Below are 19339 nucleotides of genomic sequence, written 5' to 3'. Positions count from 1 at the left end.
GGGCGCATCGATAAGGAAACTTTATACGCCCTGGTTACGCACAACGCAAGTAGAGGGGGTGATTTCGCGGATAAGAAGCATAAAGCGCCGAATTTCTGCGAATAATCCGCGTTGATTCGACGTTTTATGCGTATCGCAGTCGTGGCGTTGTCTTATCGCATCGCCGCGATCAGGCCGTGCCGCCGACAGTCATCCGGTCGATCCGCAGCGTAGGCTGGCCCACCCCTACCGGCACGCTCTGGCCGTCCTTGCCGCAGACGCCTACGCCGCGGTCCAGGGCCATGTCGTTGCCGATCATGCTGACGTACTTCAGCGATTCCGGACCGCTGCCGATCAGTGTCGCGCCTTTGACCGGATAGGTGATCTTGCCGTCTTCGATCATATAGGCCTCGGATGCGGAAAACACGAATTTACCGTTCGTGATGTCGACCTGGCCGCCGCCGAAGTTCACCGCATACAAGCCCTTCTTGACCGATGCAATGATTTCTTCGGGCGTCTTGTCGCCGTTCAGCATGTAGGTATTCGTCATGCGGGGCATCGGCAACGCCGAGTACGATTCGCGTCGCGCGTTGCCGGTCACCGGCATGCCCATCAGGCGGGCATTCAGCGAATCCTGAATATAGCCTTTCAGGATACCGTCCTCGATCAGCGTCGTACACTGCGTCGGATTGCCTTCGTCGTCAATATTCAGCGAGCCGCGGCGGTGTGGCAGCGTGCCGTCGTCGACGACCGTGACGCCTTTTGCCGCCACGCGTTCACCGATCTTGCCCGCGAATGCCGACGAGCCCTTGCGGTTGAAGTCACCCTCCAGGCCATGCCCGACGGCTTCATGCAGCAACACGCCCGGCCAGCCCGGGCCGAGCACCACACTCATATTGCCCGCGGGAGCCGGCTTGGCGTCGAGGTTGACCAGTGCCGCGCGCACCGCGTCGTCGACATAGCTTTCCAGCTTTTCGTCGTCGAAGTAGCGGTAGTCGAAGCGGCCGCCGCCGCCGCCGCTGCCTACTTCGCGGCGACCATTCTGTTCGGCGATGACCGTTACGGAAATACGAACCAGTGGGCGGATGTCGGCCGCCATCACGCCATCGCTGCGCGCGACCATGACGATGTCATACTCGCCGGCGAGTCCGGCCATCACTTGCGTGACGCGCGAGTCGCGTGCGCGGGCCATCTTCTCGATCCGTTCGAGCAATTGCACTTTGGCGGTCGCGTCAAGGGAGGCCAGTGGATCTTGCGGCAGGTAGAGATCGCGCCCGTAGACACCGTGCAGCGCGTTGGCGGGCACGATGCGCTTGCCGCCGTTGCCATTGCCAGGCACCTTGCGTTTGCCGCTGCCCTGGTTGAACGTGCCGATCGCACGCGTGGCCTCGGCCGCCTGCATCAGCTCTTGAGGGGAGAGGTCGTCTGAATAGGCGAACGCGGTACGGTCGCCTGCGATGGCGCGGACGCCGACACCTTGATCGATGCTGAACGAACCGGATTTGACGATGCCTTCCTCGAGGCTCCACGCTTCGGAGCGGGTCGTCTGGAAATACAGGTCCGCGTAATCGACCCGGGCCTTGAAAATCGAGCCGAGCGTGCGCAGTAACTGGGCTTCGTCAAGGCCATGCGGCGCCAGCAACGCTTGTTGCGCGATGCTCAGGGATCGGATAGCGGAATCGGTCGGATGCATGCAGAGTCCTCGTAAAAAGGATACGCGCGTAACGGCAAGATTTACCGTATCAATGCGCGGGGGCCGACTGCTGCGTGGCGACTGCGTCGGCCGTTGGGGCAATGTTACCGCGATTGCCGTCGGCACGCCGAACCTGTGGTTTATCCCACGTTCCCTGCACCAGATAGTGTCGCGTCAGGCTGCGGGAAATTGGCTCGGACAGCGCCAATTGCGCGACGAGCGTCCCCAGCCCGATGATCGGGTTCAGCACCGCGGCGGCAACGGATGCCGTCACGGCATTCAAGTGCGGCACGACGGTCACATGAAAATCCTGCGTCTCGTCGATGATGTTCGCGGTACCGGACATCGTGAACAGCGCCGGCGCCGTCGATAGCGTGGCGTCCAGCGTGCTGGCCACCCCTTTGCGAACGGTGGTGGTGCCGGAGAGGCGGTTGAAGGCCAGACCCTTGCCGAATACGCTCTTGAAATCGAGCTGCAGGAAGCGCACCAGGCCTTGCAGGCTCAGCAAGCCCAGTAGCCGTGCCGCGCCGGGGTTGACCTTCAGGAACTGGCCGCGATGCAAGTCGAGCTTGAGCTTCCCATCGAGTGTCCTGACATCCGGCGTGCCGGGATTGCCTTCCCAATTCAACGCGCCGTCGAGTGTGCCCTTGCCGCCCTTGACGGTGTCAGGCATGCCGAGCGCGGTCAGCAAGGCACCGCTGTCGTGCAAGTTCAGTTGGAAGTCCACGCCGGTGTGCGCAACGTCGCCTGACTTGTCAACGCGCCAGTCGCCGCTGGCGTGAAGCGTGGCGGCGGGGTGGCTGAGGGTCAGATCGTCGACCTGCCATAAGGTGTCATCGGCGGTCGCCACGTTGTGCGCCAATAGCGACAGCTTGCCGATGGGCCGGCCATCGAAACCGAATTGATCGGCTTTCAGGTCGATGGCGGGGAAGTGCGTCGCCGCCTGTGGTGCCGTGGCGAGCACACGTGTGGTCCGCGCCGCTTGCTGTTGCGCCGCGGGCGTCGCGGTCCCGGTTTCGGTCGCGGCGTCGCCGGCGGGAATCAGCAATCTCGAAAAGCGTGCATGAACGGCGCTGCCGCCTTGCGGTTGCCAACTTGCTTCCCCTTTCACTTCACGCGCGTCGACGTTTGCGCGCCAGCCCTTATGGGATGTGCGGCTGCCGTTGAGACGGACATCGTGCCAGTGGCGCGACAACAGATGCAGGTCATCGACGGCGATATCCACGTGATCAGGCAACCAGCCGTCGCCCGGGCGATTCGCATCCGATGATGAGGCATCGGCAGGGTCCGGTGTGAAGTCGCGCCTGGTCGTGGTCCTGCCGGACAGGTCGACCTCCGCGAGGACCGCCCGCCACGCGTCGGCATCGAATTGCGCGACGTGCAATTCCCCCAGCACGCCTTGTTCTGGAAGCGCCGGCAGGCCGCCGAGCCCGATCGCGCCAGCGACGATCGTACCTGATGTGCCTGCGTTGCCGCCCATACCCGTCATGGCGGACGGGGTCGTCGTGCTGGCCCGTCTCAGATAGGCCGCATAGACGGGGCCGGCCACGAGATCGATTCGCTGCAATGGTTCCGTACTGCCCCGGGCGCCAGTGCCGCCGAGCGTGCGCCAATCCATCGACACCGTCATCGGACTGTCCGGCGCCTTGTGCAGCGGTGCGGGCAAGTCGATGCCAAGCCCTGCCAGATCGGAGCGTAGCGTCATGCGGATGGGCTCGTGACCTGTGCGGCGCACCTGCACCTGATAGGGTGCCGTGCCCGAGAAATGGCGCAATAGCGAGGCATATCGTGGGTCGCTCGCCGTCGCCACGCGCTCGGGCGCGACGCGGCCTCGAATCTGGATATTCAAGCCGCCGTCGGCTGTCATCGTGCCGTCCGCACGCACGTCACCGCCGAGGAATCGCCCTTGCAGATTGCGGGAGACGGCGGTGTGATTCGTGAAATTCACCTCTCCGGTCAGGTTGTCGATCGGCGGCGCGGCGCCATAGATCACGCGATTACGCTCGAAGCGCACGGTCCCGGAGGCCTTGACCGGTTCCGGGCGAGCCAGTGTCGTGCCCGCGGCGCCATCGGTCGAGGCGGTCGCGTTCCCGGTCGTCTGCTTATCCGGTGGCGTCGCCGGCGCGGTTGCGGTCGTGCTACGTGGCGCGCCCGCGACAATGGCGGTGCTGGTGTTTGTCGCGCCTTCAATTTGCTGCCGCGAGACATCGATGCGCAGCGCCAGCGTGGCATTGCCTTGCGCTTTCGCCGGCGCGGCGAGCTGGTTGCTCCAATAGCCTAGCGGGCTATGCCCGACGAAGTCGACGAAATCGGACAACGGCCCGCGCACCCGGCCCTCGATATGCAAGTCACGCTTACGGTCGCCAAGGTCCGGGATGCGGCCCTGCATCGTATCGATGCGCACTTGCCGGTAGTGGCCGCTGTCCACATCGAATCCCAACTGACGGCCATCGATGAAAAAGTGTCCGCCCAGTCCGTCGAACACTGGCCATTTTTCCGGCTCCCCGTTCGATAGTCGCACAGACGGGGGCGGCGAGATATCAGCCGAGGCATTTGCAAACGGTGCGCTGACCTTGAATGTGCTCGTGCCACCGGGCGGCGCGCCGTCGTCCGGTGAGTCGATCGCCGTGGTCGCCTGCGTTCTGCCTGCCTCCGACGGGGGCGTCGATGCGGCGCGCGACGTTGCAATGCGATAGGCGCCATGCGGATAGGGCAGGTCATTCAAACGGCCATGCGCTTCGATCGTGGCGCCGTGCGTGCTACCCGCTTTCAGCATGCGCGTCAGGTATTGCCGGACTGATGGGGTGATGGATGTCGGCAGGTAGCGCGGCACCATCGGCACGTTGGCGCTGTCCAGTTTTCCGTCGATATCGAGATAGCCGTCCTGTGCCGCATCGAGCAGCGCCCGGAAGCGTGCCTGCACCTGTCCCGCGGCATCGGTGTTCGACACGGTCAAATGATCGATATGGGCATCGATGCGCTTCGCATCCCCCTGAGGCACGATCCGCCATCTCGCCGCCCCGCTCAGGGTGTCGAACATGAGGGTTGGATCGTCGAACATGCCGCGAATCGTGACCGTGGCTTCCTTTGAATCAAGTGTGACCGTCCCGCCATCCTGATCCGCGTCGATCACGCCGCGTAGATTGGAGAAGCCGGGCTGTCCGATATGGGGATGCCCGGCCGCGTTCACACCGGGACGCGGTGGCATGGCGGCCAGCGTTACGCCGTCGAGCGTTGCATGCAGCTTGTAGCGGCGTAGCGGCACATCGCCTTGCACCCGCGCCGCCGATGCGGCGGCCGCGTCCTTCGGTGCCTCGCGCTCCCATTCCAACTGGTAGTTGGAGAGAACGCCGCTCGGATCGTAACGATCGATATTGCGTTTCAGGCGGCGTGGCAGCGGCAGCGTCCGTGAGAAATCCGCAAGCAGGCCGATGTCCAGCACGTCGCCGGACAAGGTGATCTTCTCGCCACGTCCAACGCGCGGCGTTCGATATTCGCCATCGAAGCGGGAGACATTCAACATGCGGCCCAGTGTCGTTCCGTCCGGTAGCGACGACTGATCGTCCAGCTCCAGCGCCAGGTTGCGTACGGATGCGCGATAGTCCCCGTCGTGCTGGCTCGCCGCGAATTGGCTGTCGACGGTGGGGATGCGCAAGGGCGGCAAGCCTTGTCGCAGTTGCAGCGCAAGCCCGCGGGCCGAAATCGCGCCGTGAACGCGCCCGACATCCCCGTGATCGAATTGCCACCAGCTTCGGATATCGGCATGGCCGGCACGGGCGCCGATCGTGTTATCCACATAGTCGTTCAATGCCGCCAGGTCCAACCGGGTGGCCCCCATATAGACTTCGCCGTGCCAGTTTCGTGGATTGCCGCGGCCGGCCCGGCCCGGCAACCACGCCCTGAAAGGCGCGCTCTGGAAACTGGCGCGGAGGTCTATCGGCATGGTGGCGCGTGGGGCACCGGTGCAAGGTGTCTGTGCGCAGCCCTCGGCGTCGACCACAAGGTTCCCCTGGAGTCCGGCGCGGTGATACCGCCCGCCGTTGATCAGGGCCAGGCGCGCATGCGTCAATTGGAGTGGCGGTGGCGGCGGCGCGCCATGTCCCGGACCCGCCTGGTCGACCCAGCTCAAGTCGAGGTCTTGCACCACGATCTCGCGCTGGCCGAGCAGCCAGCTCGGCAAGGCATACGGATTGCGCACGTCACCCTGACCGATCGCGATACCGGCAATCATGATTCGTCCGGTGCCGTCGCGAACCGCGTTCACCCGCGCGTGATCAATGACCAGTTGCGACAAGATGGGTTGCAGCCGCAGCAACGAGCGCCACGCGAGCGTCGCCTGTACCCGGTCGACATAGGCGTCGGCATCGGCGGTCGGGGCGGGGAGGGTGATGGTTGCCGGGACCATTGATGTCGACGCGGCCGCCGTGGCCGCGCCGGGCGTATCGCCGTTGCCGATGTGTAGATCCGTCACCGTGAACGACGGCTTGAACCCGCGCCACTGGGCCGAGATATGACCGATGCGTACGGGCGTATGCAATGCCGCGCTGGCTATCGCTTCCACCCTGGGACGAAAGCGGTCCACGTTCGGCATCACGACATAGCGTAGCGTCAATGCCACCGCGCCGAAGACAAAATAGATGATCAACGCGATGATCGTGACGACTGCCAGCACACGCTTCAGTACGCGCATCGAGTAATCGAAATATCGCGTGCGCCGGCCGCGCGCGTCGTCGCCTTGATCGTCACCGGGGCCATCGCCGCCGCCATGCCCCCCACTACCCATGCGGGGTTCGACACGCTCCAACAGGATGGGCGCATCGGTGCCGCTTGTCGTGACGGATGGATCATGCGCGGCGGCACTGACCACGTTTCCGGCACCTGCCCGATGTTCGCGGTCTTGCGATTGCGCTGACGACGGTGACGGGGCGACGGGTGCGCGGCGATCGAGCATACTGCGTGGAAGGACGGCTAGGTAAGTTTGGGGCGATGTCCCAATGTATCACAGTGATGCGACAGGCCCGAGACGGCGGGTGATGATGATACGAAGTGCCCCTCCTATTACCATGGCCCCGCGTTTTGGCATACGCTTCCGGTTCTATTCGCGTTTTGTGTGTTTGCTCCATGTCCAACGACTTTTCCGCGCTTCCCGCCACACCATCGCTTGCAGCGGTCGTGCCGCCTGGCCCGCTTTGGCACGGTCGGGCGGTACGATGCGCCGCGGCCTTTTCCGGTTTTGCCGCCAGGACCTTTGCCGCCTGGCCGGACGTGGCCGCGTATGTCGACGCAAATGTCGATCGGCCGGTGACGCGTGACGGCATCATGACGCGTTACAGTGCGCGCCGCGCCGACGCCGAGGCGGTCATACGCGCCGCGCATGGCTTGCAGGCGGACGCACCGCTCGACGATGATCAGCGCTACAACGCATTGTGTACCGCCCTGCGGCGTCTGCGGGCCGACATTTTCTGCACGGTGATGGCGCGTGATCTGGCGGGGCTGGCGGATCTCACCGAAGTCACCGATGCGATGAGTGACCTGGCCGAGGTGGCCATCGCGCAGGCACTGGATACGATCGAGCATGCGATGGTTCGACGCTTCGGCATGCCGCTCCGCGAATCCGACGGCGCGCCATTGGCGCTTGGCGTCGTCGGCATGGGTAAGCTGGGAGGGCGGGAATTGAACGTGTCGTCGGACATCGATTTGATTTTCGTCTACGAGGAGGCCGGCCAGACAGCGGGAGGCGAGCGTGCCGGCATCGACAACCATGACTTTTTCACGCGCATGGGCCGCAAGCTGATTGGCGCATTGTCCGAGCGCACGGCGGACGGCTATGTGTTTCGTGTGGATATGCGGCTGCGGCCCAACGGCGATTCCGGGCCGTTGGTATGCAGCATGGCGATGCTGGAGGCGTATTTCTTCGTGCAAGGGCGTGAATGGGAGCGCTACGCGTGGATCAAGGGCCGCCTGTTGCCTTGCGTCGATCAGATTGCCGCGCGTGAGGCGCAGGCGCGGCTCTCCGTGCAACTCGATCAATTGGTACGGCCGTTTGTATTCAGGCGTTACCTGGACTTCGGCGTCATCGACGCCATCCGCTCCCTGCACAAGCAGATCGGTGAGGAGGCGCGGCGGCGGGCGCTGCTGCGGCCCGACCTGTCCGATGACGTCAAGCTCGGCCGAGGGGGGATTCGTGAAATCGAATTCGGCGCGCAGGTGTTTCAACTGGTTCGAGGCGGTCAGGACCCGGCGTTGCGCGTACGACCCACGTTGCAGGTGCTGGCGATTGCGGTGCAGCGCGGTTTGATTGGTGAGGCGAATGTGACGCAGCTCCGCGACGCCTATGCGTTTCTGCGGCGCCTGGAGCATCGTCTGCAATATGCCGAGGATGCACAGACGCATGCCATGCCTGTGGATGCCGCGCGGCGCGCGGCCCTGGCAACGGCAATGGGCCATGTCGACGCCCGGGGGGAGGGTGACTATGCGGCGTTGCAAGCCACGCTGGCCGCGCACCGGGATGTGGTGGAGCGCGAGTTCGAGCAACTGTTCGCACCGCAGGACGCACTGGCGGCGGTGACGGTCAATGGATCGTCGGCGACGTCCGTGCCGCGCGCGACGGGGGAGGAGGTAGCTCTGGGGACGTTGCCGCCATCTCGCACCGCCGATGACGCCGCGAAGGCGTTGTGGCATGAAACGTCGGAGGAAGGGGCGTCCGATGGGCCGCAGGCGCGTGCGGTGTTGTGGCAGCATGCGGCGTGTCTTGGCCTTGTCGAGCCGGATCTTGATGCGGTGCGGGACCATGGCGTGGATACGGCGCGGCGTCCGGGCACTGCCGATGACGCGGCGCTCGATGATCTGATTGCACGGATGCGCGCGATGCATGTGGCGTCGCGCTATCAGCAATTGCCATCGGAAAGCCGTGAGCGCGTGGATGCATTGGTGCGGCGCGCGTTGGTGGAGATATCCGCCAACGCCTCGGCGGCATCGCGCGATGCGGCAGCGGCCGGCGAATCGGGACCCGCCGCGCGGCGTCTAGTGCTGGCGCGATGGCTCGATCTGTTGGAGCGCATCTGCGGGCGGCGGGCCTATCTCGCGCTGCTGACCGAGTTTCCCGTGGCGTTGCGTCGGGTGCTTGAGGTGCTGGCCGGTGCGCAGTGGGCGGCGACCTATCTGATCAAGCACCCCCAGCTACTGGACGAATTGCTTGATGACGAAGCGGTGCATGCACCGTTCGATTGGTCGGCGTTTGCACACGATCTGCGTGAAAAATTGCATGGCACGGCGAAGACCGGTCACGTCCGGGGCACGAAAGTCCATGCCGCGCCGGATGTCGAGCAGCAGATGGACCTCTTGCGGCACGCGCAGCATGCGGAAGTGTTCCGCATTCTGTTGCGTGATCTGTATGGTCTATTGAGCGTGGAGGCGGTCAGTGACCGCTTGTCGGAGCTGGCCGATACGGTGCTCGATGTGACGCTTGAAACCGTCTGGCGCGCGATCGCCGAGCGGCCGATGCTCGAAGGCGACCTGCCCCGGTTCGCCATCATTGCGTATGGCAAGTTGGGCGGTAAGGAGTTGGGCTATGGTTCCGATCTCGATTTGATCTTCCTCTACGACGATCAGCGCGAGGGCGACGATGTCGCCGAGCATTACACGCGGCTGGCGCGGCGTTTGATCAGCTGGCTGACCACTGCGACCGGCGCCGGGCAGCTCTACGATGTCGATCTCCGATTACGGCCGAACGGATCGTCGGGATTGCTGGTGACGCCGATCGATGGCTTTCGTCGCTATCAACAACGCGAGGCCGGCCAGGCAAATACCGCGTGGGTCTGGGAACATCAGGCGATTACGCGCGCGCGATACTGCGCGGGCGATCCGGCCATTGGCGCGACGTTTGAACAAATTCGCGAGGAGGTGCTGGCGACACCGCGTGACGCTCGGGCGTTGGCGGCCGAGATCGTCGCCATGCGGTCCCGCGTGCATGACGGGCATCCGAATCACAGCGGGTTGTTCGACCTGAAGCACGATCGCGGTGGCATGGTCGATATCGAATTTCTCGTCCAATACGGCGTGCTGCGCCATGCAGCGGCGCACCCGGCGTTGATTCGCAACAGCGGGAATCTGGCGCTGCTCGATGTGCTGGCGGGATTGGACTTCGCGCCGCTGGCGGATATTCAGGCGGTGCAGGCGGCCTACCGGCGCTATCGCATACTGCAGCATCGGGTGCGTCTGGACGGTGCGCTACATGCCAGGGTTGCCATGAGCCGGGTAGAAACCGAGCGTCACGCCGTCTGTCGACTCTGGGATCATGTGCTCGGAAACATCGCCGCCGCGGAAGGGCCCTCGGCATTGGGTGATCCGATGGCGAGGGGGTAGCGTCGCTATCGAATGAAGGCGCGCGGTCACGATTGAAGACGCCGGCGCGTGATCCGCCTTTCGGTGCGCGTCACTCGCCTTCGCCCGGCGTCACGCCGCCAGCATTTCCTTGGCGTGGCGACGAGTCGTCGGCGTGATGTCGATACCGCCGAGCATCCGCGCGATCTCTTCGACGCGCTCGGCGCCGTCGATCCGTGTGACTGCGCTGACGGTCTCGCTTTCCGTCTGCGCGCCGCCGTCCACCGGTTGCCCGGCCACGACATCGGCGCTGACATCCCGGACCTGTTTGGTCACGCGCAGATGACGATCGCCGCGCGCCGCCACCTGGGGCAGGTGGGTCACGCAAAGCACTTGCCGCATGCCGCCCAATTGATGCAGCAACCGGCCGACCACTTCGGCCACCGCGCCGCCAATGCCGGTATCCACTTCATCGAAAATCAGCGTGGGGGTCGGACTGGCCGCGCTGGCGATGACTGACAATGCCAGGCTGATCCGCGCCAGTTCGCCACCGGAGGCGACCCGCGCCAAGGGGCGTCGCGGCACACCCGGATGACCCGCCACCAGGAACTCGATCTGTTCGAGACCGTTCGGACCACCGACCACGTCGGGATGCTCCCCATCTCGCGTCGACTGGACGGGCGTCAACGCGACTTCAAAGCTGCCACCCACCATCGACAGTTCCTGCATGCCAGTGGTGACGCCTTCGGACAGGACGCCGGCCGCAGCCTTGCGGATCGTGGACAGCACGTGCGCCGCATCGCGGTACGCCACGGCGGCGTCTTGCTCCGCTTTTTCCAGCGCGGTGAAATCGGCTTCCGCGTCCAATGCCGCAAGCCGACCGCGGCGTTCGCCGAGCGCATCACCCAAGGCTTCGGGAGCGATGCGGAATTTTCGCGAGGCCGCATGCAGCGCGTTCATACGCTCATCCACTTGCTCCAGGCGCTGCGGATCGAGGTCAAGCCGCTGCGCATAATGCGTCAGCGAGTACGCCGCTTCCTGGAGTTGAATTTGCGCAGGTTCGAGCGCAAGTAAGACGTCGCGTAGATTTTCATCGATCTCGGCCAGTGCCTGAAGGCGGCTGGTGATGGCGGAGACCCGCCCAATCAACGCATCATCGGATTCCGATAGCGCGTCGATCGCCCCCTGCACGCCATCGATCAAACTGGCCGCGTGCGACAAGCGCTTATGTTCAACGCCGATCTCTTCCCATTCGCCCGCCTGCGGCGCCAGCGTTTCCAGTTCATTGACTTGCCAGGCCAATTGCTCTCGTTCGAGTTGGATCTGTTCGGCACGCTTGCGGGCATCATCGATACGCGCCCGCGCGGCGCGCCATGCCGCCCAGGCCGCGGCGGTGCGCGCGGCCGCCTGCGTCGCACCCGCATGCGTGTCGAACAGCAGACGTTGCGCATCTGGGCGCATCAATGCCTGGTGCGCGTGCTGACCATGGATGTCGACCAGCATTTCACCCAATTCGCGGAGCTGCCCAAGCGTCGCGGGCGTGCCGTTGATAAAGGCGCGCGATCGAGCGCCGGTCGCATCGATGACACGTCGAAGCATCACGGGCGGTGCATGCATCGCACTTGCCTGGTTCCCGGTCGCGCGGCTCGTTTTAGCCCCGCGCGATGACTTTGTCATGTCCTTGTCCCGTGCCGAGGATGCCGCTGTCGCGGCGAGAACCTCGGCCGCGTGGCCAGTGTCGTCGAGCGCGTGCTCATGCAGCCATTCGGCCACGTCCGGCGGCGCATCGAATACCGCGCTCAGGTCGGCTCGAACCGCGCCGTTCCGGACGATACTGCCGTCACCGCGCGCGCCGAGGATCAACGCCAGCGCATCGATCAGGATCGACTTGCCAGCGCCGGTCTCGCCGGAGAATACCGTGAAGCCGGCGTCGAACTCGATGTCAAGGCGGTCGACGATGACGAAATCGCGAATCGAAAGTTGTCGAAGCATGGTGGACGGCGTTTAGCTCTGCCGCGGATCGTTGGCCGGGTGGTCGTTCCAGTACAGCTTCTTGCGCAGCGTCGCAAAATAACTGTAACCCACCGGGTGAAGGAATGGCACCGTGTGTGATGAACGCCGGATCTCGATGATGTCGTCGAGTGCCAGCGCCGTGAAGGATTGCATGTCGAAGTTGACGTTGACTTCCCGCCCACCAATGACCTGCACGCTGATCTCGGATTTGTCCGGCAGCACGATCGGTCGGTTCGACAGCGCCTGAGGGGCGATCGGCACCAACACGATGCCGCCGACCTGTGGATGCAGGATTGGCCCCTGGGACGCCAAGGCATAGGCGGTCGAACCCGTTGGCGTGGCCACGATCAATCCGTCTGATCGTTGCGAATACATGAATCTTCCGTCCACCACCACGCGCAGCTCTGCCATGCCTGAGAACCCGCTGCGGTTGACGACGACGTCATTGAACGCCAGTGCGTCGTAGATCTGCTTGCCGTCGCGCATGATCCGCGCTTCCAGCAGCGTGCGTTCCTCGCGCTCGTAGTGGCCCGCCAACAGGTCCGGCACGACCCGGTTCATGTCGACGATGGGGATATCCGTGATGAAGCCGAGCCGCCCGTGGTTGATGCCGATCAGCGGCGTGCCGAACGGTGCCAGTTCGCGGCCAACGCCGAGCATCGTGCCGTCGCCACCGACGACGACGGCCACATCGGCGCGCGAGCCTATCTCGGCGGTGGTCGCGACGGCCGGCCTATGGCGCAGGGAACCGAGCTGGGACGTCAGGTCTATCTCGCTGGCCGTGGCGGCCTCGAAGATCAACGTGAAGCCGCGGGCTTCGATGGCGCGGGCCAGTGTCAGCAGCGGCTCGCCGATATTGGGCGTATTAGGCCTGCCGATCAGCGCGACGGTCTTGAAAGAGGTACGGGTTTCCATTTGCGCATTACACCACAGGCGACGGGGGAAACTCTACCGCTTCAGCCCGATTGCGTCCTAATGGCGGATGCGTGTGACCAGCCGCTGCGTCGGAACCCTGCGTCTATGGATGGGCCGACGCGAGGTGCATCGTGCCCCGGCAATGCAAACGAGGCAGCGGGTTCTCGCAGCGCAGTGGCGGAATTGCCGCCATGCGATTGTAAACAATGCCTTGAACGGCCTGCCCGGGGCGGATTGCGCTAGAATTCCTGAATGCTAGACCCGCGCGCCCAAACTCTGCTGACGACCCTGATCGAACGGTATATCGCCGAAGGTCAGCCTGTCGGCTCGCGCACGCTTTCGAAGTTTTCCGGACTTGCCCTGAGTCCGGCGACCATCCGCAACGTGATGTCCGACCTTGAGGAGCTGGGCCTGGTGACGAGCCCTCATACGTCTGCGGGGCGTATTCCCACCCCGCGTGGCTATCGGCTCTTCGTCGACACGATGCTGACATCCAAGCCTCTTACCGCTGATGGCGAGGTGGCTGATTTTGCGAAACGGGTTGCCGCGCAGCTTCAGCACGGCCAGCCGCAGAAGGTGGTTGCGGCGGCGGCGGGCGTGTTGTCGAACCTGTCTCAGTTTGCCGGTGTTGTCCTCACGCCACGCCGGAGTCAGACCTTCCGCCAGATTGAGTTCATGCGCTTGTCCGACAAGCGCATCCTGCTTGTCATCGTGACCCCGGAAGGGGATATCCAGAATCGGATCATGGCGACGCAGCGTGAATACAGTCCGTCGCAACTGATCGAAGCGTCGAATTACATCAACGCACACTTCGCGGGCCAGTCATTTGACGAGGTCCGGCGACGTTTGCGCGGGGAGATCGACGCCGTCCGAGCCGATATGACGCACCTGATGCAGGAGGCGGTGGAAGCGGGCAGTGAGGAAGCGTCGGACGATGGCGACAATCTGCTGATTTCCGGCGAACGCAATCTGCTGGAAGTCACTGATCTGTCGTCCAGCATGGAGCGGATGCGTCGCTTGTTCGACCTGTTCGACCAGAAGACCAGTCTGCTCCAATTGCTGGATGTGTCGAGCCACGCGCAAGGGGTGCAAATCTATATCGGTGGCGAGTCGAATCTGGTCCCCATCGAGGAGATGAGCGTCGTGACGGCACCATACGAAGTGGATGGCAAGATCGTCGGCACCCTTGGCGTCATCGGCCCGACACGGATGGCTTATGACCGTGTCATTCCCATTGTGGACATCACCGCGCGGTTGTTATCGAACGCGCTCAGTCAGCACTGACGGCGCGACAGTGGTCTGCACGCTGCCGCCCACCGTCGCGCTCGGGGTACACTGGTAGTACATCTGCCTTTGTGTCTCTCCATGAATTCACCGATCAGTCCATCCGACGCAACGATGCCATCCGGGCCAATCCTGTCGACGGCATCCGCCGTGCCGATGTCGCCAAATGCACCCGATCTCTTGGTCGATCCTGCGTCGCCCCTTGAAATGACGCCAGGACGATCTCTGGCGAGCGCGCCTCCCGTCGAGGCGGTCGGTTCCTCGGGCACGGCGGTATTACTGATCAATCTCGGCACGCCGGATGCGCCGGAAGCGGGTGCGGTCGGCCGTTACCTGAAGCAGTTCCTGTCCGATCCCCGCGTTGTCGAGATTCCAGCGTTATTATGGCAGCCGTTATTGCGAGGGGTCATCGTCCCGTTGCGATCACGCGCTTCCGCGAAGAAATACGCTTCGGTCTGGATGGACGAGGGCTCGCCGCTACGGGTCTATACGGAACGCCAGACCGCGGCGCTGCGAAGCCGTTTCGCGGAACTCGGGATGAACGTGCGGGTCGAATACGCGATGCGATACGGCACACCTGATATCGCGGCACGCATCGACGCATTGCAGGCCGCGGGTACGCAGCGCATTCTATTGATGCCGATGTACCCACAGTACTCCGCATCCACGACGGCCACCGCTTTCGATGCCGCCTATGATCATTTACGCGGATTGCGCGACCAACCGGCATTGCGTGCGGTCAAGTCTTACCCGACCGATCCCAACTATATCGCGGCGCTTGCCGAGCAGGTCGCGCGCTTCTGGCGGGAACACGGTGCGCCGGATTTTTCCGCGGGCGACAAGTTGTTGCTCAGTTTTCACGGCGTCCCCAAACGGACGATTACATTGGGCGATCCCTACCAGGCCGAATGCCTCGCCACTGGCGCGCGGTTGGCCGACGTATTGGGGTTGGACGCCGATAGATGCCGCGTGACCTTTCAATCACGGTTCGGCAAGGCGGAGTGGTTGCAACCTTACACGGAGCCCACCGCGATTGCACTGGCCCAGTCCGGCACGCGCCGGATCGATGTTTTCACCCCCGGTTTTACCGCCGATTGCCTGGAGACGATCGAGGAAATCGGTCTTGAAGTGCGCGACGCGTTCCTGCACGCTGGCGGAGAGAGATTTCGCAGGATTCCTTGCCTGAACGATGCGCCGGCCTGGATCGCCGGACTCGCGACATTGTGCGCCGACAACCTCGGCGGTTGGCCGGGAGGGGCGCCGCAGTGAGTCGCGGACAATCGGGCCGCCGTGCAACCACGGTGGAGACGCTCGATAGGGACCGCCATTCGTCAAACGGGGATGCACCTGGTCAAAAAGCGCGCGTTGACAAATGGCTATGGGCGGCGCGGTTCTTCAAGACGCGATCGTTGGCGCAGCAGGCCGTTCAAAAGGGGCGAATTCTGATTGGCGACGATGCCGTCAAGCCGTCGCGCGACGTGCGCATCGGAGACGTGATCACGATCGATCTGGAAGCGGGACGGTGGACTGTCGTAGTGCGGACTATCAGCGAAGTGAGGGGGCCGGCGCCCGTTGCACGGCTACTTTATGAAGAAACCGTGGCCAGCGCGCAAGCGCGTGAGGCCGAACGTACCCGACGTCACCTGTTCCGGGAGCCCGCCGCCGGGTGGCATGGCCGGCCCACGAAGCGCGACCGGCGCGTCATTGCGCAAGCAGGGAGCCCAGGTCACGATCCTTCGTATGGCCCGCCTGATGGCTGGCCGGATAAGGATTGAGCCAATCGCGGGTCAGCGCCTTCGCGGTGCCGTACTCCGATGTCCGTGCACTGACTGCGCCTGACAAGCAAATGGTGGTGGTTCCAGCGATCAGCACGGACAGGATAAAGACGATTGCGAACGTCAATTTCATTTATTCACCTCTTTTTTTACGCGCTGATTCCGGAAGGTCAAGCCCCTTAGCACGGCTTGATTTTAATGCGGCCGCCGTCGCCGTGTCATGGCCCTAAGTCCCTGTTCTGGGTAAAGAATGTAACGAGCTGTTGCCGTTGGCATGGCAAGCGTGCGCGGTGAGCGCGCGATGTGCTCCACCCTGCTGTGACAAACCCTGGTCCTGGCGTTCCCTCCCTGTGTCTAGCCGCGCGTGGCGGCGAGCGGTGTTGTGTCGCGCGGGACAAGTGCCTTCACGGGCACAAATTTCTGAGATCTGGGCTTGAAAACAACGAAATCGTCTCCAAGTCGGGAACAGAGGGCCGTGCGCCGGATCAATCACACAGACTCAGACGGGAAACGAGCATGCAAGACAATCCAGCGAACCGCGATCAGCAGACGACGGACAATGCCGCGGCGGACGTGGTGAATCAGCAGGCAGCGCAGGCGGACGCAGCAGCGTCGGTGTCGAGCGACCAATTGGAAAGTAGAGGTCACGAAGCCGAAGCGGCATTGGCCGAAGCGCAGGCGCAGATCGCCGCGTTGAAGGAGGAATTCCTTCGGGCGAAGGCGGAAACGGAGAATGTCCGCCGCCGCGGCCAGGAAGAAAAGGAAAAGGCGCATAAGTTCGCGATCGAAAGTTTCGCGGAGCACTTGCTACCGGTGGTGGACAGCCTGGAGGCCGGTCTCGGGGCGGACGCATCCAACGCCGAGAAGCTGCGCGAAGGAATGGACCTGACGCTGAAGCAATTGCTGGCGGCATTGGAAAAGGGTCGGATCAAGGTGGTGGCGCCGGAAGCGAATGACAAGTTCGATCCGCATTTCCATCAGGCCATCTCGATGGTACCGGCCGACCAAGAGCCGAATACAGTCGTCACGGTCCTGCAAAAGGGCTATGTGATTGCGGAGCGTGTCCTGCGCCCGGCCTTGGTGATGGTGGCGGCACCGAAGTGACGCCGGGTTCTCATGGGCCTGCCGCTGGCGCGAAACCCTATTGCGGCGGCATATTGCGCGGCCCCGGATGGTCTGTGGATCGGCGTGGCATGGGATGTGCGAAGGAATGCAGCATTTTCGCGGTCAGGCTCTTGAAATCGGCGTGACCGGACCTATTTTTCGAACATATTTGATTTGTTGCGCGGAGCCGGGCTCCGCCTGACGGCTGACACAGCCAGGAGAAAGAACAAGATGGGCAAGATCATCGGCATTGACCTCGGAACGACAAATTCCTGCGTTGCGGTAATGGAAAGCAAACAGGCCAAGGTCATCGAGAACGCGGAAGGCGCGCGGACCACACCTTCGATCATCGGTTACCTGAAGGACGGCGAAATCGTCGTCGGCGCACCGGCAAAGCGCCAGGCCGTGACGAACCCGCGCGATACCCTGTACGCGGTCAAGCGTCTGATTGGTCGCAAGTACAGTGAAAAGGAAGTGCAGAAGGACATTGACCTGATGCCCTACAAGATCGTGTCGGCCGACAATGGCGACGCGTGGGTCGAGGCGCACGGCGAAAAGCTGGCGCCGCAGCAGGTGTCCGCTGAAATCCTGCGCAAGATGAAGAAGACTGCCGAGGACTACCTGGGCGAGCCGGTGACGGAGGCCGTGATCACCGTGCCGGCGTACTTTAACGACAGCCAGCGTCAGGCCACGAAGGACGCGGGACGCATCGCCGGCCTGGACGTCAAGCGCATCATCAACGAGCCGACCGCGGCGGCGCTGGCGTTCGGCCTGGACAAGAGCGAAAAGGGTGATCGCAAGGTCGCCGTGTACGACTTGGGTGGCGGGACGTTCGACGTATCGATCATCGAGATTGCCGACGTCGACGGTGAAAAGCAGTTCGAGGTGCTGTCGACGAACGGTGATACGTTCCTTGGCGGTGAAGACTTCGACCAGCGCATCATCGACTACATCATCAGCGAGTTCAAGAAGGAGCAAGGCGTTGACCTGAGCAAGGACGTTCTGGCCCTGCAACGGCTGAAGGAAGCGGCGGAGAAGGCCAAGGTCGAGTTGTCGAGCGCGCAGCAAACGGACGTGAACCTGCCGTACATCACGGCGGACGCCAGCGGCCCGAAGCACTTGAATCTGCGAATCACCCGCTCGAAGTTGGAAGCACTGGTCGAGGACCTGATCGAGCGCAGCATGGAACCGTGCCGTATCGCGATCAAGGATGCGGGCATCAAGGTCAGCGACATCGATGACGTGATCCTGGTCGGCGGTCAGACACGCATGCCGAAGGTGCAGGAAAAGGTGAAGGAAATCTTCGGCAAGGAACCGCGCCGTGACGTGAACCCGGATGAGGCGGTGGCCGTGGGTGCGGCGATCCAGGGCGAGGTGCTGGGCGGTGGCCGTAGTGACGTGTTGCTGCTGGACGTGACGCCGCTGTCGTTGGGGATCGAAACGCTGGGCGGCGTGATGACGAAGATGATCACGAAGAACACGACCATCCCGACGAAGTTCTCCCAGGTGTACTCGACCGCCGACGACAACCAGCCGGCCGTGACCATCAAGGTCTACCAGGGCGAGCGTGAATTGGCGTCCGGCAACAAGCTGCTGGGTGAATTCAACCTGGAAGGAATCGCGCCGGCCGCGCGTGGTACGCCGCAGATCGAGGTGACGTTCGATATCGATGCGAACGGTATCCTGCACGTCTCCGCGAAGGACAAGGCGACGGGCAAGGAAAACAAGATCACGATCAAGGCGAATTCGGGTCTTTCAGACGAAGAAATCGAGCGTATGGTCAAGGACGCCGAAGCAAACGCCGAGGAAGACAAGAAGCTGCGTGAATTGATCGATACCCGTAACCAGGGTGAAGCGCTGGTTCACAGCACGCAGAAGGCCTTGACCGAACACGGCGACAAGGTGGATGCCGAAACGAAGGGCAAGATCGAAGCAGCCATCAAGGATCTCGAGGAAGCACTGAAGGGCAACGACAAGGCCGCGATCGACGAGAAGGTAACGGCATTGGCAACCGCTTCGCAGCAACTCGGTGAGAAGATGTACGCCGATGCGGCGGCGGCGGGCGCAGCAGGTGGGCCGGCAGGTGCCGGTGCGGCAGGCGCGGCGGCGGGTGCGGCGTCTGGCGGCAAGGCTGAAGACGACGTCGTCGACGCCGACTTCAAGGAAGTCAAGAAGGACTAGGCGTCACCTGCAACAGGTAGTCTGCCGTATCGTGGCGGACGGCGTCGGAGCCTGGCTCCGGCGGCCGCCCGCC

At 63.4% G+C, this 19339-nt stretch carries 10 protein-coding genes; 6 read left to right on the top strand and 4 right to left on the bottom strand.

Translation table 11 applies throughout. The features are described from left to right. Nucleotides 1-169 precede the first annotated feature (169 nt). Entirely contained in the window at nucleotides 170-1672 is a 1503-nt protein-coding gene (tldD, locus tag SJQ66_RS27045) for a metalloprotease TldD (protein ID WP_320534775.1), read from the bottom strand. A gap of 49 nt (nucleotides 1673-1721) precedes the next feature. Continuing rightward, a complete protein-coding gene (locus SJQ66_RS27040) occupies nucleotides 1722-6623 on the bottom strand; it encodes a YhdP family phospholipid transporter (protein ID WP_320534774.1) in 4902 nt (1633 codons plus the stop codon). 170 nt (nucleotides 6624-6793) lie between these two features. On the opposite strand from SJQ66_RS27040, the gene glnE reads away from it, so the two are divergent. Then, nucleotides 6794-10036 (top strand): bifunctional [glutamate--ammonia ligase]-adenylyl-L-tyrosine phosphorylase/[glutamate--ammonia-ligase] adenylyltransferase, encoded by a 3243-nt coding sequence (glnE, locus tag SJQ66_RS27035; RefSeq protein ID WP_024901772.1) that lies wholly within the window; start codon nucleotides 6794-6796, stop codon nucleotides 10034-10036. A 90-nt stretch (nucleotides 10037-10126) separates the two neighbouring features. Here glnE and SJQ66_RS27030 read toward each other — a convergent pair whose 3' ends face one another. Both SJQ66_RS27030 and SJQ66_RS27025 read right to left on the bottom strand, forming a co-directional pair. Then, nucleotides 10127-11986 carry a DNA repair protein RecN gene (locus SJQ66_RS27030; protein ID WP_024901771.1) on the bottom strand — a complete coding sequence of 620 codons (1860 nt, stop codon included), beginning with the start codon at nucleotides 11984-11986 and terminating at the stop codon, nucleotides 10127-10129. A gap of 12 nt (nucleotides 11987-11998) precedes the next feature. Further along, entirely contained in the window at nucleotides 11999-12922 is a 924-nt protein-coding gene (locus tag SJQ66_RS27025; protein ID WP_253463852.1) for an NAD kinase, read from the bottom strand. Between the two features lie 252 nt (nucleotides 12923-13174). Here SJQ66_RS27025 and hrcA point away from each other — a divergent pair, with 252 nt between their 5' ends. The 5 genes from hrcA to dnaK all read left to right on the top strand — a co-directional run bounded on the left by hrcA (nucleotide 13175) and on the right by dnaK (nucleotide 19266). Further along, nucleotides 13175-14206 (top strand): heat-inducible transcriptional repressor HrcA, encoded by a 1032-nt coding sequence (gene hrcA, locus SJQ66_RS27020; protein WP_024901768.1) that lies wholly within the window; start codon nucleotides 13175-13177, stop codon nucleotides 14204-14206. A gap of 207 nt (nucleotides 14207-14413) precedes the next feature. Further along, a complete protein-coding gene (gene hemH, locus SJQ66_RS27015; RefSeq protein WP_320535386.1) occupies nucleotides 14414-15475 on the top strand; it encodes a ferrochelatase in 1062 nt (353 codons plus the stop codon). Between the two features lie 32 nt (nucleotides 15476-15507). After that, entirely contained in the window at nucleotides 15508-15981 is a 474-nt protein-coding gene (locus tag SJQ66_RS27010; protein WP_320535385.1) for an RNA-binding S4 domain-containing protein, read from the top strand. Between the two features lie 516 nt (nucleotides 15982-16497). Continuing rightward, entirely contained in the window at nucleotides 16498-17085 is a 588-nt protein-coding gene (gene grpE / locus SJQ66_RS27005; RefSeq protein WP_320534773.1) for a nucleotide exchange factor GrpE, read from the top strand. A 231-nt stretch (nucleotides 17086-17316) separates the two neighbouring features. After that, the gene (dnaK, locus tag SJQ66_RS27000) at nucleotides 17317-19266 is read left to right on the top strand and encodes a molecular chaperone DnaK (RefSeq protein WP_320534772.1); all 1950 of its coding nucleotides are present in this window, start codon (nucleotides 17317-17319) and stop codon (nucleotides 19264-19266) included. Nucleotides 19267-19339: the final 73 nt, after the last annotated feature.

It is taken from the genome of Robbsia andropogonis, from assembly GCF_034047095.1.
Classification (GTDB): Bacteria; Pseudomonadota; Gammaproteobacteria; order Burkholderiales; family Burkholderiaceae; genus Robbsia; species Robbsia andropogonis.
Note: the sequence above shows the minus strand (reverse complement) of the source record. Positions and strands in the feature narration are given on the sequence as shown.

Coding starts and splice junctions, on each gene's coding strand:
- SJQ66_RS27025 (WP_253463852.1), bottom strand. CDS start 12,922: ATGGAAACCCGTACCTCTTTCAAGACCGTCGCGCTGATCGGCAGGCCT.
- grpE (WP_320534773.1), top strand. CDS start 16,498: ATGCAAGACAATCCAGCGAACCGCGATCAGCAGACGACGGACAATGCC.
- hemH (WP_320535386.1), top strand. CDS start 14,414: ATGACGCCAGGACGATCTCTGGCGAGCGCGCCTCCCGTCGAGGCGGTC.
- hrcA (WP_024901768.1), top strand. CDS start 13,175: ATGCTAGACCCGCGCGCCCAAACTCTGCTGACGACCCTGATCGAACGG.
- SJQ66_RS27030 (WP_024901771.1), bottom strand. CDS start 11,986: ATGCTTCGACAACTTTCGATTCGCGATTTCGTCATCGTCGACCGCCTT.
- glnE (WP_024901772.1), top strand. CDS start 6,794: ATGTCCAACGACTTTTCCGCGCTTCCCGCCACACCATCGCTTGCAGCG.
- SJQ66_RS27040 (WP_320534774.1), bottom strand. CDS start 6,623: ATGCTCGATCGCCGCGCACCCGTCGCCCCGTCACCGTCGTCAGCGCAA.
- tldD (WP_320534775.1), bottom strand. CDS start 1,672: ATGCATCCGACCGATTCCGCTATCCGATCCCTGAGCATCGCGCAACAA.
- dnaK (WP_320534772.1), top strand. CDS start 17,317: ATGGGCAAGATCATCGGCATTGACCTCGGAACGACAAATTCCTGCGTT.